This is a genomic window from Neobacillus drentensis NBRC 102427 (genome assembly GCF_001591445.1).
Taxonomy (GTDB): domain Bacteria; phylum Bacillota; class Bacilli; order Bacillales; family Cytobacillaceae; genus Neobacillus; species Neobacillus drentensis.
In genome coordinates, this window is the sequence record NZ_BCUX01000003.1 from 272,885 (window position 1) to 288,735 (window position 15,851).

The following is a 15,851-nucleotide window of genomic DNA, read 5'->3' on the forward strand; positions in this document are numbered from 1 at the left end:
AGGTCAGACCTTTCCGATGTTTAAAAAAAACAGGGATTTCCTCCCCATTAAAATCTTAAATGAAAAGTAGAATATTTCTTCTATACTACCCTTCAGTTAAGATTCATTAGGAAGGAATAAGCAAGATGTATATCCTGCTTATTCCTCACAAAAATTATTTTGCACTAAAATTCTTTAATTCATCACGAGTTCCTGGAACTTTTACTGCACCTGATTTAATCTTTTCAACCCAGTCTTTAATGGCAGCTTCAATATCAGCTTTTTTATCTGCTTTAGCGTTAATTGGGGCTACGCCAACTCCATCTTCAGATAATCCGTATAATGCAACTTCTCCACCAGGGAATTTACCATCCATTGCTTTTTTAGATAGATCCTGCACTGCTACGTCTACACGTTTTAATGCTGAAGTAAGAACAACATCTGGACCCATGTCATTTTGGTCACGGTCTACGCCGATTGCCCAAATTTCTTTACTAGGATCTTTTGCTTTTCTGTCAGTAGCTTCTTTGAATAGACCATTACCAGTACCACCTGCAGCATGGAAAATTACGTCCGCACCAGAGGAATACATTTTAGAAGCAATATTTTGTCCAAGTTCTGCTTTATCAAATGCACCTGAGTATTGAACATCCACTTTTACTTCTGGTTTTGCAGCTTTAACACCTGCTAAGAAACCAGATTCAAAGCGCTCAATTACTGGAATTTCCATACCACCAATGAAGCCGATATGGTTTGATTTTGTTTGGAGGGCAGCTGCTACACCAGCAAGGAATGCCGCTTCTTGCTCTTTGAAAAGAACACTCGCAACGTTTGGTTGTTTAACCTCTGCATCAATGATTGCAAATTTTGAATCCTTTTGTTGTTTCGCAATCTCTTCAACTGCAGCTTGCATTAAGAAACCAATTCCGTATACTAAGTCAAAGTTTTGGCGTGCAAGAGTATTTAAGTTTGTCGAATAATCAGCATCAGATTTTGATTGAAGGTAATCATATCCGCCTTTACCTTTTGTCATACCATTATCTTTACCGAATTTTTGAAGACCTTCCCAAGCAGATTGGTTAAATGATTTGTCATCAACACCACCAACATCAGTAACCATTGCTACAGAGAAATCAGTTTTCTTTTCTCCACTCTTAGCTGGTTCCTTGGTTGTGTTATCACTTTTCCCACAAGCGCCTAAAAGTGTACCTGCAGCTAGAACTAGTGATAATGCCATTCCAATTTTACGCTTTTTCATGGTATTGACCCCCTATGAATATTGTTTGATTTAGTAAAAATGGTTTTGTTGCAAGATTGTTTGCGTTTCCATTATGGATAAAAAAAATTATATTCTTTTCCTTAAGACATGAAAACTAAACTTGTCCGCTTTAAAATAATTTACCGAAAAAAGAATGGGTTCATCCATTTCATCGAAATGCATTTGTTTTAATACTAACAAAGCAGTTTCCGGGTCGCATTCTAGAATTGGGGAGATTTTTTCATGATAGCCAATTGGCTCGATTTGGGCAACCGCGTATGTAATTTTTCGGTTTGCCTCCTCATCCAAAATACGGAAAATAGATTCTTCTGTATGGGAAAAGGTTTCCGGCAAAATTCGTTCGGGCACCTTGTCGATACAGTAGACGACTGGTTCTCCATTTGCGGTTCTGACCCTCTCCATCACGAAAATCTCCTCACTAGTAGAACATGAGAAACGACGAATATCCTCTTCGGTCGGACCTTGCGTTGATGATCTAAGGAAAATTGTTCCTGGTATCATTCCAGCTTGTTTTATCATGGCAGTGACACTGTTAAGTTGTTCAATCCCCGACGTAAACAATGGCTTAACGTTAACAAAGGTTCCAACACCATGGCGCCGAATGATAACGTTTTCTTCTTCAAGAATACGTAATGCTTCCCGAAGAGTTGCCCTGCTCACACCAAGCTGTTTAGCAAGATCAAACTCAGAAGGTAACTTCTCTTTTTCTTTATATACCCCTGTTGCAATATCTTGCTTTAACCGATCGATTACTTGTAAGTATAAATGCCGGTTATCGGATTTTATAGACATGCTGCTTCCTCCAGCCTTATTCCTTAGACATCAGACATCTGATATCATTTCTACTAATCGAAATTTATCTTAACATGTTTTTTGAGATAAATAAATAGATATTAAAAAAATTTGATGAGATAGGATGAATGGTGTTGTCACAAATAAAGCTAGGTACTTCCAACCATTTGAAAATGGGAAATTCGATGGAATTCCTAACACATTTATATTTTTATTATGAACATTTAGTACCAAGTTCTAAATGTTCATAATAACTCCTACTTCTATTATTATCATGAAAAAAACCTCTATTATGTATTTTCCGCATTAACATAATAAAGGTTTTGAAAGAGATTACTACTTTCTATTTAATTATGAACTTTGTTCTTCTTTATCTTTAGGTTTCGATTGGAGAACAGCTCGTGGCTTACTGCCCTCATATGGACCAACAATCCCGCGTGCTTCCATTTCATCAATTAACCTTGCTGCTCTTGTATAGCCTATTCGGAACCGTCTTTGTAACATGGAAACTGATGCTGTTTGCATTTCAATAATTAGCCCAACTGCCTCATCATATATATCATCATCAACCACACCTGATACTTCAGGGATATCATCAGGAATCATATCTTCCTGGTATTGCGCTTTCTGTTGTGAAATAACAAATTCAACCGTGTCCTCGACCTCTTGATCTGATAGGAAAGCTCCTTGCACACGAACTGGTTTGGCCTCTCCAACCGGAAGGAATAACATATCCCCTCTTCCCAATAGTTTTTCAGCACCACCCATGTCTAATATTGTTCTTGAATCAGTGGCACTTGACACCGCAAAGGCAATTCTAGATGGAATATTGGCTTTAATTACACCTGTAATAACATCAACAGATGGACGTTGCGTTGCAATAATTAAATGAATTCCTGCAGCACGCGCCATTTGGGCGAGACGGGTAATCGCATCTTCCACATCTGAAGAGGCGACCATCATTAAGTCAGCTAACTCATCGACGATAACAACGATATATGGCAGCAAAGGCTGCTTATCGTTTTCCTCTAAATTATGCCTTCTAACATGGTCATTATAGCCCTCAATATTACGGGTTCCTGTATGGGAGAACAATTCGTAACGCCTTTCCATTTCACTTACTACCTTTTGCAGAGCTTGTGAGGCTTTTTTGGGATTCGTTACAACTGGCGCTAATAAGTGTGGAATACCGTTATAGACATTCAATTCAACCATTTTAGGGTCAATCATCATTAATTTTACTTCATGAGGCTTTGCTCGCATTAAAATACTTGTGATTATACCGTTTATACAAACACTTTTCCCACTTCCCGTTGCACCTGCAACCAGTAAATGGGGCATTTTATTTAATTCAGCTAACACGGCTTCACCTGTAATATCCCTACCTAAGGCAATAAGAAGCTTTGAATCTGGCTTGTCATTTTGCGTAGCTTCAAGTACCTCCCGAAGGGAAACCATGGCCACTTCAGTATTAGGAACTTCAATTCCTATGGCAGATTTACCTGGAATTGGAGCTTCAATTCGGATACCCTTAGCAGCTAGTGCTAAGGCTAAGTCATCGCTTAAACTGACAATTTTACTAACCTTAACCCCGACATCAGGATGAACCTCATATTTTGTAACAGCTGGTCCTAAATGTACTTGTGTAACACGCGCTTTCACACCAAAACTCTGGAAGGTCCTTTCTAGTTTTGCCGCATTCGCATGGATTAGTTCATACTCCCCGCTTTGATCTGTTTTCTTGGGTAGCTTAAGCAATCGAAGCGGCGGCAGCTCATAGGAGGTATTTTCCACCTCAGTAAAGGTGATGGGCGGAATCGGATCATCATTCTCTTCATGGGTTCCGTTTGCCTTTGTTTCCTCACTAGGATGGTAATCGTTCACTACTTCTTCTACATTTGCTCTATCAGCAAAACTAGAAATAATAGGTTCCGTTGTTATGATTTCCTCCTGAAGGAATGGTGTTTCTACATTTAAGACATGCTGATTTTGTTCACGGGTTTCCTGCGCTTGTCTCTTCTGAGCTATTTTTTCTGCTTTTCGCTCCTGTTGTTTTTGTTTCCAGTCTGTCATGTCCATTTTAAAGGCATCCCACTGACTTCTTGAAAAATCAGCCATTACAATCATGATTTTCCCAATGAAATCCCCAAATGATTTACCTGTAAGCAAAATAATTCCAATTAAAATAAAAATAAATGCAATAATTTTCGTACCTGTTTCGGCAAATAAATAATGGAATAAGGCAAATAAAATTGCCCCTAGCATCCCCCCGCCAAGATCGGTTGTGCTTGTTTCACCTCTAAGTTCCATCATGAACAATTCCCATGTATTTCCGATCACACTAGGATCTTTAAATTCCCCATCATTGGTCAGCAAATGAAATAGGGTTACATGGCTTAAAAGTAGAATAGCCGAAATAATAAAATAACTTCCAACCAATTTTATATGGAAGAAAAAAGGAATTGTTCGTTTCCACATCAAATAAATGCTTAATACAATTAGCCCAATTAAACTAAGCATATACCATTCTCCCATCCAAAAACGGAAGAAAATAACGGTTACCTTGCCTACTGCACCGAGTTTTGCTATCGAGATGATCGCTATAGCTAAAAGAGCCAGTGCGGATAATTCGAATTGTACGGTCTTTTTGAGATGGTTATCTCTCTTTTTTGGTTGTCGTCTTTTTTTCTTTGCCATTTAATCACCTTGTTATTTTGTTATGGTATATTAATTTCTTATCTATTAATTCAAGATAAAAGGGTAAAAAAGGAAGAAGCAGCCTAGGGTGGCTGCTCTTGTATCATACCTGATTATACCATAATCTACTATTACAATGCGGACAATCCTTCTAGGTTCGCGAAAGAAATTTTTGCACCCGGGCATATTTGATTGTCCATATAATGCTGTGGGTCAGTGCTCAGAATCCGGACAACTTGAACATTTTGCCCATCCAACATCTCTACTAAGAGTGGTATGCCTTGATAGCTTACCATTTGTTGATTACTAGGTGAATCGGCCTCATATGGAAAAATTAGTTCAGGCGGCATCATCGTATAAAGAATCATTGAACTAACCCCTCATTCTTTTCCTTATGAAGTTCCATCAATTCATTTAACTTTTTCATTGCCTTGCCTAGTCCGCCTACCTCATCAATTAGCCCTGTTTTTACGGCATCCACCCCAATGACATTCGTTCCAATGTCTCTTGTTAAATTCCCCTTTGCAAACATTAGGTCTTTAAAGGTTTCTTCCGTAATTTTGGAATGCTTTGTTACAAAGTTAACAACTCGATCTTGCATTTTATCCATATATTCAAAGGTTGCCGGAACTCCAATCACAAGTCCTGTCAGTCGGATTGGATGGATGGTCATTGTGGCGGTTTCCGCAATAAATGAATAGTCACAGGAAACGGCAATCGGCACCCCTATTGAATGGCCTCCTCCTAATACAATCGAAACAGTTGGCTTAGATAGTGTGGCCAGCATTTCAGATATTGCTAAACCAGCCTCAACATCACCGCCAACCGTATTTAATATAATAAGGACTCCTTCGATTTTTGGATTTTGTTCTATTGCAACTAGTTGTGGAATTAAATGTTCATATTTTGTCGTTTTATTTTGTGGTGGAAGGGCTAAATGTCCTTCGATTTGTCCAATTATGGTCAAACAATGAATTTTAGAGTCTGTTGAAAGCTGTGGTACATTGGTTTGTCCTAGCTGCTGAATTTTTTCCATCAAAGTTGAAGAGGGTTTATCCTCTTTTTGAGGCTCCCCGCCTTCTTGGTTTTCAGATTCATTTTTATGTAAATCGTTATTCATCCTAATACTCCCTTCAAGCATGATATAGGTTAGTATTTACCTAAATGAGGTAATTTCATGCCTAAAATAAAAAGCACTGGATCGACCCAGTGCCTTCTTTTTAGATTTCCATAATGATTGGGAGAATCATCGGTCTTCTTTTCGTCTTTTCAAATAAATTTCGATTTAATTCTTCTCTGATATCCTGCTTCAAGCTTGACCATTCAAAGGAATCCTTTGCAATATTCCTTTCAACTATGTCCCGTACCAATTTGGTTGAATCCTCCATCAATTTTTCAGATTCGCGAACATAAACAAACCCTCTTGAGATTATTTCAGGTCCTGCAGCTATTTTCCGCTCATGTCTTGTTAGGGTTACTACCACAATAAGAATTCCATCCTGCGATAAAAGCCTGCGATCACGAAGGACAATATTTCCTACATCTCCAACCCCAATACCATCGATAAGGATATTCCCAGATGGTACTTTCCCGGCAAGTGTAAGCTTCCCTTCCTTTAATTCAACAATATCGCCACGGTCAGGAATTAAAATTTGTTCATTAGTAAGTCCACATTCCATCGCCAATTTCCGATGAGCCTTCAGCATCCTGAATTCACCGTGAACAGGTATCAAATATTTAGGCTTCATCAAGTTAATCATAAATTTTAATTCTTCTTGACTTCCATGACTTGAAACATGGATGGCCCTTTTCCCAGATATAACATTTGCACCAGCTCTAAAAAGCATATCGATAGTTTTAAATAAAAACACTTCACTGCCTCTAAGCGGTGAGGCCGCGATTAGTACGGTATCTCCCTTTTGAATATTAACCACTTTATCAATTTGCTTCGCCATTTTTTGTAGAGCCTCTATCGGTTCACCCTGACTTCCTGTCATTAACACAACAATTTCACGGTCTTGATAGTCTTTTATCTCACTAATAGGAATGATTAAATCCTCTGCAACTTCTAAATATCCTAAATCAAGGGCTATATGATAAATTCGTTCAAGACTTTTACCTACTACTGCTACTTTACGTCCGTTCTCCTGTGCTGCATCAAAAATATGCTGGATTCTATTAATATCAGACGCAAAGCACGCAGCGATAATTCTCCCTGGTGCATTATAGAAAGCATTAGACATTTCACGCTCAACAATTGCTTCAGATGCCGTGTAGCCAGGCTTTTCTGCTTCTGTACTATCTGATAACAAGCATAATACTCCTTGTTCCCCAATCGATGCCATCTTGCCAATTTCTGGTTTATAAAGCTTTGTCGCCGCTTGATCAAATTTAAAATCACCGGTATAAACGATGATTCCTTCAGATGTATGAATACAAACACCAACAGAATCAGGGATACTATGATTTGTTTTGAAGAAACTTACGTCAACAGTATCCATATTAACAATCGTATCTGAATCTACTTCAATAAAATTTGTTTTACCAAAATAATCTTGCTCTTTAAGTTTAGCATTTGCAAGGGCAAGGGTTAACTTGGTTCCATACACAGGAACATCTAATTCACGAAGTACATACGATAAAGCCCCGATATGATCTTCATGTCCATGTGTTAGGAAAATTGCTTTTACACGTTCCTTATTTTCTTTTAAGTAGGTTAGATCCGGAATCACTATATCTATGCCAAGCATTTCTTCCTCGGGGAACATTAAGCCAGCATCAATGACAAATATATCCTTGTCCACCTCAACAAGATACATATTTTTTCCGATTTCTCCTATACCACCAAGTGTGATTACCTTAATGGAATTATTTAGTTTCTTTATCAATTTGTAAATCCTCCTATGGTGTATCATAATTTATATAATTGATCTCCGAAAAATGTCTAGCTCCAGCTCCGCTAAACGGCTGCTACCGCTTTTCTTATTTCCGTTCCAAATCAGTTATGATTATTATACTTGATTTTAGAAAACCTTTCCAACATTAATAATAATTGGTCTAATTTTATTAAAAAAATAAGCCAACCGATTCATACATCGGTTGGCTTTGGTTATTCATTATATCCTATTTAATAGGGTTATTAACGCTGAACGTTCTTGTTCTGTAAGGCCTACGAGAGGCAGCCTTACTGATCCAACATCTAATCCTTTTAGCTGTAAAGCTGTTTTAACAGGAGCAGGACTAGGTGCAGTAAATAAACCTTGCATGATAGGAAGGAGATGCTGATGCAATTTTGCTGCCTTTTCATTCTGACCATTAAGAAATGCGTGAACCAATTCTTTCAATTGTTTTCCAATAACATGAGAAGCAACTGAAACAATGCCTGCACCGCCAATGGAAAGAACAGGGATAGTTAGACTATCATCCCCACTATATAAAACAAAATCGTCCTCTGTATTAGCAATGATATGTGTCATTGCATTTAGATCCCCGCTGGCTTCCTTAACTGCAACAATATTTGCTATCCTCGAGAGGCGAATAATCGTCTCAGGATGGATATTAACTGCGGACCTGCCTGGAATATTGTAAACCATTACTGGCAAGGAAGTGGCTTCCGCAATGGCTTTAAAATGCTGATACAAACCTTCTTGGTTTGGTTTATTATAATAAGGTGCTACAGCCATAATCGCATCTACGCCAAGTTGCTCCGCTTTTTTTGTCAATTCAACAGATGCATAAGTATTATTGCTTCCTGTTCCAGCAATGACAGGAATCCGCTTATTTACCGCTTTTACTACATGATCAAATAATGCCAGCTTTTCTTCCTTAGATAACGTGGGTGATTCACCAGTGGTTCCAGCCACCACAAGTGAATCCGTTCCATTTTCAATTAAAAAATTCACTAATTGCGTCGTCTTGGCTAAGTCAATATGCCCCTTCTTATCAAAAGGGGTAACCATTGCCGTCGAAACTCGCCCGAAATGAACCATATTCTTACTCCTCTCGATACAATCCATCATACAAATACACTAATCGCCTCTTCCGATTCATTTGAATGATTTACCCAGTCAAAGCTAAATTATAAATCGAAAAGATTAAATTCCAATGATTCTTCTTCTAATTGAAAAGCATCATGGAGGGCATTGACGGATTTAACCAAGTCCTCCTGCTTTACAAGTACCCAAATCGTCGTATGACTGTCTGCAGATTGTAATATACGAATTCCATGATCCGACAAGGCAGTTACAATTTTTGAAGTAACTCCGGGAACCCCTGCGATACCTGCACCAACAACAGAAACTTTTGCACAATGACGCTCAACGACAGGGTCATGACCTAATTGATTTAAGACCTGTATAGCTCGATCGGTCATCTCCTCTGTAACTGTATAGATTACCCCGTTCGGCGAAATGTTGATAAAATCTACGCTAATTCTTTCATTGGCCATTGCCTTAAATACTTCCGCCTGCAAGTAATATTGATCCTTTTTAGCGAAAACTTTTATTTGCGTAACATTTGAAACATGAGCAATCCCTGTAACTACCCGCTCCTTAATGTCACTGCCACGATTATTTTTATTTAATGAGGTTACCAATGTTCCTAATCCTTCAGAGTATGTTGATCGAATCCGAATCGGTACTTTTGCCTGCATCGCAATTTCTACTGCTCTCGGATGAATAACCTTTGCCCCCTGATATGCCATATTACACACTTCAGTGTAAGTTACTATGGATAGTGGCCGTGCATTTTCTGCAATTCGTGGATCGGCAGTCATAATTCCTTCCACATCAGTAAAAATGTCAATCCATTCCGCATTAAGGGCAGCACCTAGAGCTGCAGCTGAAGTATCACTTCCGCCACGCCCAATTGTGGTCACATCTCCATTTTTTGCGGCTCCTTGAAAGCCCGCAACCACTACAACATCATTACTCTCTAATTCTCTAAGGAGTCTATCGCATTTCATTTCATTGATTTTTGCATTTGTATGGTCATTGTTGGTTCGAAAACCTGCTTGAGCACCCGTTAATGCAACAGCTTGAATCCCTTTTGCTAATAACATATTCACAAAAACGACACTAGAAATAACCTCACCACAAGACAATAATAAATCCTGTTCCCGCTTTGAGATTTTGCTTACATTGCCACCGATTAATGAAAGTAGTGTATCAGTTGCATAAGGGTCACCTTTTCTACCCATCGCGCTTACAACCACAACCACTTTATAGCCATCAGCTAACGCTTTCTCAATATGGCCTTTAGCATATTTCCTGCCATTTTCATCTTTTACAGATGTACCGCCAAATTTTTGAACAATAATTTTCATGGTGACACCAAAACCTGCCTTTTTTGTCGTAGCTTTATTTTACAATGCCTAATTTAACCAAGCTTTCCGCAATTTGAACTGAATTCCATGCTGCACCTTTGAGTAAATTATCGGATACTACCCACATATGAAAACCACGAGGTTCATCAATGTCTCTTCTAATTCGTCCAACAAATACATCATTTTTCCCAACGCAATTTGCCGGCATCGGATATAGTTGGTTTTCCGGATCATCTTGCAAAATAACACCCGGGGCATCTTTTAATAGTGCCTTAATGTCATTTGCACTTACATCATCCGACTCTATTTCAAAATAAACAGATTCAGAATGACCCACAGCAACAGGAAGTCGAACACAAGTAGCGGAAACCTGTAATTCTGGCAAGTGCATGATTTTTTTTGTTTCATTAATCATTTTCATTTCTTCAAATGTGTATCCATTTTCTTGAAATTTATCAATTTGTGGAATGGCATTAAAAGCAATTTGATAGTGATTTTTATCGGATTTCACTGGTAATATTTTAGGCTCATATGCATCCCCGTTTAAAATCGCCTGAGTTTGCTCCATTAATTCTTCAACTGCTGCTGCACCTGAACCAGAAACAGCTTGATAGGTTGAAACAATTACCTTTTTCAAGCCGAATTGTTGACGGATCGGCTCAAGGGCAACCACCATTTGAATGGTAGAACAATTTGGGTTTGCAATAATCCCATTTTGATTGTGAAGGTCGGCTTCATTCACTTCAGGTACAACTAATGGTGTATTCTCATCCATTCTAAAAGCACTAGTGTTGTCCACCACAATCGCACCACGTTTAACAGCTTCTGGACCAAGCTCCTTTGATACGCTGCCACCTGCACTAAACAGGGCAATCTCAACACCTTCAAAGCTCTCAGGCTTAGCTTCTTCAACGGTATATTCCTGACCATTAACATCTATTTTTTTCCCGGCTGATCGAGCTGAGGATAATAGAGTTAGTTTTCTGATTGGGAAGTTCTCTTTAATTAATGTTTGTATCATTTGTTGTCCTACTGCTCCTGTTGCTCCAACAACAGCAACGTGAAATCCATTTTGTTGACTCATTACAGGTTCCCCTTCCAAACTAGCTGGTCATTATATCAAAAAAAGGAATTGGCCTTTATATAGCTGCCAGCATGTTATCCATAATTTTTATTATCTCATCAGCGGGCAAATGATCTTCCCACTGATGATAGAATAATTTATTTTAACATATTCCATAAAAGAAATAACCTTTTTTGATGAATGAGGGGAGATAATTAGTCAGAATCTTTATACCTTTCTACTAGCACGGGTTGAATTTGTTTTCCTTCGATTGCTGCTTCAACAGTTTCAGTGAGCAATGCCATTCTTGCAACCATTGAATTTGGCTTATTTTTGGGGTCATCCTGGCCATAGGGAATAAAAAATATATTCTTGGTTGCCATTAACCTCATTAAGTTTACACCATTTAATCCAAGTGCATCGTTGGTAGAGATTCCAAGGACAACGGGCTTTAAATTTCTCAGCGTGGCTTTTGCAGCCATTAATACTGGGCTATCGTTCATGGCATTGGCAAATTTACTCATTGATACACCCGTTAATGGGGCAATGACCATACAATCAAGTGGGATTTTTGGTCCGAGCGGCTCCGCTTTTACAATTGAATCAATAATCTTATTCCCTGTTAAATCTTCAATTCGCTGAATCCAATCCTCCCCTTTGCCAAATCGTGTATCTGTATTTTTAACTGTAAAAGTTACGACTGGCATGACCTCTGCACCGGCTTGCACTAATTTTTCTATTTCCGGGAATACTGCATCGTACGTACAATGAGAACCGGTTAAGCCAAAGCCAATTCTTTTACCCTTTAAACTCATTTCACTTTCCCCTTTCGCTTTCTTAAATCATCTTGAAGCAGTTGGGCAAGAACATTCGCCAGAATTTGACCCGCTGTTTTTGGCGCTACAATTCCTGGCAATCCTGGGGCAAGTAATGCCTTTATTCCCCTTTTCTCTGCGTATCTAAAATCAGTTCCACCCGGTTTTGATGCAAGGTCAATTATGAGCGTGTGTGAAGGCATTTTAGAAATAACTCTTGCTGTTACGATTAAATGTGGCGCTGTGTTTATTAAGATATCGCTATTATTCACTTCATTTTCCAAATCCTTCAAATGAAAAGGCGTTAATCCCATTTCAGTGATTCTTGCCAAATGTTCACTCTTTCTAGCTCCAACCTTAACATTTGCTCCAAGTGCAGCAAATGTTCTTGCAACACTCATTCCAACTCTTCCTAACCCTAGAACCGTAATATTAGACCCATGTATGGTAAAATCAGTGTGTTGGATCGCCATCATAATTGTCCCTTCTACTGTAGGGATAGAATTATAGATAGCCACATCATCCCTTTCAAATAACTGAATAAGAGTCCGCTTGGCTTCTTTGGTAATCCCATTTAAATAGGCATTGCTAATTCCTGAATAAATCGTACAATGTTCTGGAGTCTTAGAAAGTATATCTGCAGTCAAAATTACCTTTTCATTTGAAAAGATTGTTTCTACCTGTCCTTCTAGGTTAGTACCCGGCACTGGTAAGATAAGGGTATCCATTGTTGAAAAATCGACTTCATCCAGCTTTTCCTTGACCGCACCCGTAAAAGCATGGTCAAGCTGTTCAAAACCAATAAGCGATAGTCTCGCATCTAATTCGGTTAACTTGCGGATGATTTCCAGCTGTCTGGCATCCCCACCAATCACGGCAATTTGCATCCCTGTCAGCATGAAAACAATCACCTTCTTTTTTTTAAAATCCTACTATGAATTCCCTTTTCTTTATATCACTTCACCATATTATGTCGGTTAACCTCATTCGGTGAGTTTTCCATCCATACTAAATAAAAAAGCCCAAGCAAGTTGACACTTGCTTGGGCTTTTTTGCCACAGTACGTTACTGGTCTTCATCCGGTACATCGATTATGATCATATCAGAGCCAATTTTTTTAATGTGCTGCCAAGGAACCCTGATTTCTTCCCCTTGTTTTCGAAAACCAAACCATTTAATTGAAGGTATGAGCAGAGCCTGAATTTGACCGGTGCCTTCATTAATTTCTAAATCGGTTTGGCCCAGTACACCAAGTCGTTCTGCCTTTTTTACATCAACAATCTCTTTTCCGCTTAGTTCACTTAACCTCAATGCTTTTGTCCCCCCTTCATTACCCCTTACTATTAGTTTATAAGAGGAAGTCCTCCTTTAGACTAACTAAAAAAAGAGGTAATCCAACTGAATGGATCACCTCTTTTCATTCGAGCTATATGAACTTGCATGTTGATTTCCGCTCCAGGCGCTTTGCTTTCCGCGGGCGGTCCGGGGAGCCTCCTCGGCGCAAGCGCCTGCGGGGTCTCCCCAGCCCCGTCCTCCCGCAGGAGTCTTCGCGCCTTCCGCTCCAATCAACATGGTGCCAAATAAGCTTTAGCATTGCCTTCTTTTACTATAATGAAGTTGGAAATTCTCCGTCTGGACTGATTAAGGTTACGGAATAGTTGTCATTAAAGACTGCCTTGGTCATTTCGTCCACACTCTTTTTGGAAACTGCATCGATCTGATCGATAATTTCATCGAGTGAACGGTGACGTTTCAGTAAAAGTTCATTTTTACCATTACGACTCATCCGGCTGTTTGTACTTTCCAGACTTAGCATCAAGCTGCCCTTCAGCTGCTCTTTACTATTTGTTAATTCTCTTTCAGTAATCCCTTCTTGCTTTAATTTATTAAGTGTTTCTTGGATGGTTTCATATAGAACATTAAGCTGTTTGGCCCCTGTTCCACCATAAACCGTCACAATCCCACTGTCTTGATAGGCAGAATGGTACGAGAAAACTGAATAAGCTAAGCCCCTTTGCTCACGAACTTCCTGGAATAATCTTGAGCTCATGCTGCCGCCCAAAATATTATTTAATGTAATTAGGCTGTAGATATCTTCATGCCCAACCTTTAATCCTTCAAAACCAATACATAAATGGGCCTGTTCCGTATCCTTCTTTCGAGAAATACGATTAGAATGGAAGGTAGGAATATTTTCAACTGCTTGGTTGTTCGCACCTTTATAGGATCCAAAATACTTTTCGACTTCTTTAATAAAGGATTCCGATACATTACCTGCAACTGAAATGACAACATTTTCAGGAGTGTACCTCTCATGAATATATTCCTTTAACGTTTGGCCGGTAAACGTATTAAGCGTATCTTCTGTTCCTAAAATAGGATATCCTAGTGGATGTTCTCCATAAACTGCTCTGCTAAGTAAGTCATGAACAATATCATCTGGAGTATCTTCGTACATTTTTATTTCTTCTAAGACTACATTTCTCTCTTTGTTTAGTTCCTCTTCCACAAAAGTTGAGTTAAAAAACATATCAGCTAACACATCTAATGCAAATTGGGAATGTGTATCAAGAACTTTTGCATAATAGCAGGTATACTCCTTTGAAGTAAACGCATTCACCTGTCCGCCAATACTATCAAAGGATTCGGCAATTTCCTTTGCTGACCTTGTATTTGTGCCTTTAAAGAACATATGCTCCAGAAAATGTGAAATACCATTGTTCTCGGGGTTTTCATCTCTTGAGCCCGTACCAATCCATACACCAATTGCAACTGATCGTACAGTAGAGATATTTTCTAAAACAATTCTTACTCCATTTTGGCAAGTGTATTTATTAATCATCGACTTCCTCCAGTCTCTATAACAGAAGCTGCTGCTACTCCATTTACCATTATACTTATTAAAATGTATTTTCTCCAATTTTCAGTATATCTTACTACGATTATTACTCAACTCTTTCTTCACTCATTAACTCAGAAACTGTTCCAATTTCTAAGTTTTTTTGTTTAATTTGTGTGATTAAGCGATCGAGTGATTTCGCAGTCGATTCTGTTGGGTGCATAAGAACCATTGACCCATTATTAATTTTTGACATTACACGATTTATAAGAACATCTGCAGATGGTTTCCTCCAGTCCACGGTATCAACTGTCCACATAACGGTCTTCATTTTTAATTCGCTGGCAACTTTTATGGTCTCATCCCGATAACTGCCACTAGGAGGAGCAAACCATACGCATTTCTTACCTGTAGCCGCTTCGATAATTTCATTGGTTTTCACGATTTGTTCCCTGGCGCTACCACTGGTTAGTTGCTTCATATCTGGATGAGAATAGGAATGGTTCCCTACTTCATGACCAGAACTGACAATCATTTTTGCCAGATCGGGATTTTTTTTGACCCAATTTCCTTCAAGAAAGAAACTAACCGATATATTATGTTTTTTTAGAGTTGCAAGCATCTCTGATAAATATTCATTTCCCCACGCCACATTAATAATAAACGTTACCATTGGTTTATTAGGATTCCCTTTATAAATAGGAGCTGGCGGTAAATCGTTGAGGTGAACCTTTGGCTTTTTCTGAGTAAAGATTAGTCTCTTTTCATTAAAAACGCCTTTTTGTTTCATATTCTTATATGAAGCTGGAATATCAACCTCTCGCCCATTATAGCCTGGAATAGCTTTCCAGACTCTGTCATTGGTCGCATCGATAGGCGGTATTTCGTATGTAGGGGCTTTTTTAATAATACTCTGATAAAGAGGGTCTGACTCCTTTGCTGCGGGCAATGCTGTTTCCTTTTTTAAAGTTAAATATTTGCTAACAAATGGATTACTTACTGCGATCCATCCTGCTAAACAAATCATTATTATGATAGAAACCTTTTTCATCTAACTTCCCCCT

At 38.7% G+C, this 15,851-nt stretch carries 14 protein-coding genes; all 14 read right to left on the reverse strand.

Annotated elements, in window-relative coordinates:
• Positions 1-154: 154 nt before the first annotated feature.
• Positions 155-1,237 (reverse strand): BMP family lipoprotein, encoded by a 1,083-nt coding sequence (locus BDR01S_RS01875; RefSeq protein ID WP_066252782.1) that lies wholly within the window; start codon positions 1,235-1,237, stop codon positions 155-157.
• A gap of 87 nt (positions 1,238-1,324) precedes the next feature.
• A complete protein-coding gene (locus BDR01S_RS01880; RefSeq protein ID WP_066252781.1) occupies positions 1,325-2,050 on the reverse strand; it encodes a GntR family transcriptional regulator in 726 nt (241 codons plus the stop codon).
• Positions 2,051-2,401: 351 nt separating this feature from the next.
• Positions 2,402-4,747 (reverse strand): DNA translocase FtsK, encoded by a 2,346-nt coding sequence (locus tag BDR01S_RS01885; RefSeq protein ID WP_066252779.1) that lies wholly within the window; start codon positions 4,745-4,747, stop codon positions 2,402-2,404.
• 131 nt (positions 4,748-4,878) lie between these two features.
• Complete coding sequence (locus tag BDR01S_RS01890; RefSeq protein ID WP_066252778.1) at positions 4,879-5,115, reverse strand: YlzJ-like family protein; 237 nt, start codon at positions 5,113-5,115, stop codon at positions 4,879-4,881.
• Positions 5,112-5,867, reverse strand: a complete 756-nt coding sequence (locus BDR01S_RS01895; protein WP_066252777.1) for a ClpP family protease — start codon at positions 5,865-5,867, stop codon at positions 5,112-5,114. Before BDR01S_RS01895 ends, BDR01S_RS01890 begins: the two co-directional genes overlap by 4 nt.
• Positions 5,868-5,967: 100 nt before the next feature.
• Entirely contained in the window at positions 5,968-7,662 is a 1,695-nt protein-coding gene (locus BDR01S_RS01900; RefSeq protein WP_218007861.1) for a ribonuclease J, read from the reverse strand.
• A 201-nt stretch (positions 7,663-7,863) separates the two neighbouring features.
• Positions 7,864-8,736, reverse strand: a complete 873-nt coding sequence (gene dapA / locus BDR01S_RS01905; RefSeq protein ID WP_066252773.1) for a 4-hydroxy-tetrahydrodipicolinate synthase — start codon at positions 8,734-8,736, stop codon at positions 7,864-7,866.
• An 89-nt stretch (positions 8,737-8,825) separates the two neighbouring features.
• Positions 8,826-10,070 (reverse strand): aspartate kinase, encoded by a 1,245-nt coding sequence (dapG, locus tag BDR01S_RS01910; RefSeq protein ID WP_066252772.1) that lies wholly within the window; start codon positions 10,068-10,070, stop codon positions 8,826-8,828.
• 34 nt (positions 10,071-10,104) lie between these two features.
• Positions 10,105-11,154 carry an aspartate-semialdehyde dehydrogenase gene (gene asd, locus BDR01S_RS01915; RefSeq protein WP_066252770.1) on the reverse strand — a complete coding sequence of 350 codons (1,050 nt, stop codon included), beginning with the start codon at positions 11,152-11,154 and terminating at the stop codon, positions 10,105-10,107.
• A gap of 194 nt (positions 11,155-11,348) precedes the next feature.
• Entirely contained in the window at positions 11,349-11,948 is a 600-nt protein-coding gene (dpaB, locus tag BDR01S_RS01920) for a dipicolinate synthase subunit B (RefSeq protein ID WP_066252768.1), read from the reverse strand.
• The gene (gene dpaA, locus BDR01S_RS01925; protein WP_066252766.1) at positions 11,945-12,847 is read right to left on the reverse strand and encodes a dipicolinic acid synthetase subunit A; all 903 of its coding nucleotides are present in this window, start codon (positions 12,845-12,847) and stop codon (positions 11,945-11,947) included. Before dpaA ends, dpaB begins: the two co-directional genes overlap by 4 nt.
• Before the next feature lie 166 nt (positions 12,848-13,013).
• Complete coding sequence (locus BDR01S_RS01930) at positions 13,014-13,259, reverse strand: YlmC/YmxH family sporulation protein (protein WP_066252765.1); 246 nt, start codon at positions 13,257-13,259, stop codon at positions 13,014-13,016.
• 295 nt (positions 13,260-13,554) lie between these two features.
• Positions 13,555-14,790 carry a M16 family metallopeptidase gene (locus BDR01S_RS01940; protein ID WP_066252763.1) on the reverse strand — a complete coding sequence of 412 codons (1,236 nt, stop codon included), beginning with the start codon at positions 14,788-14,790 and terminating at the stop codon, positions 13,555-13,557.
• A 103-nt stretch (positions 14,791-14,893) separates the two neighbouring features.
• Positions 14,894-15,838: a polysaccharide deacetylase family protein gene (locus BDR01S_RS01945; RefSeq protein WP_066252761.1), complete on the reverse strand. Its 945-nt coding sequence runs from the start codon at positions 15,836-15,838 to the stop codon at positions 14,894-14,896.
• Positions 15,839-15,851 lie beyond the last annotated feature (13 nt).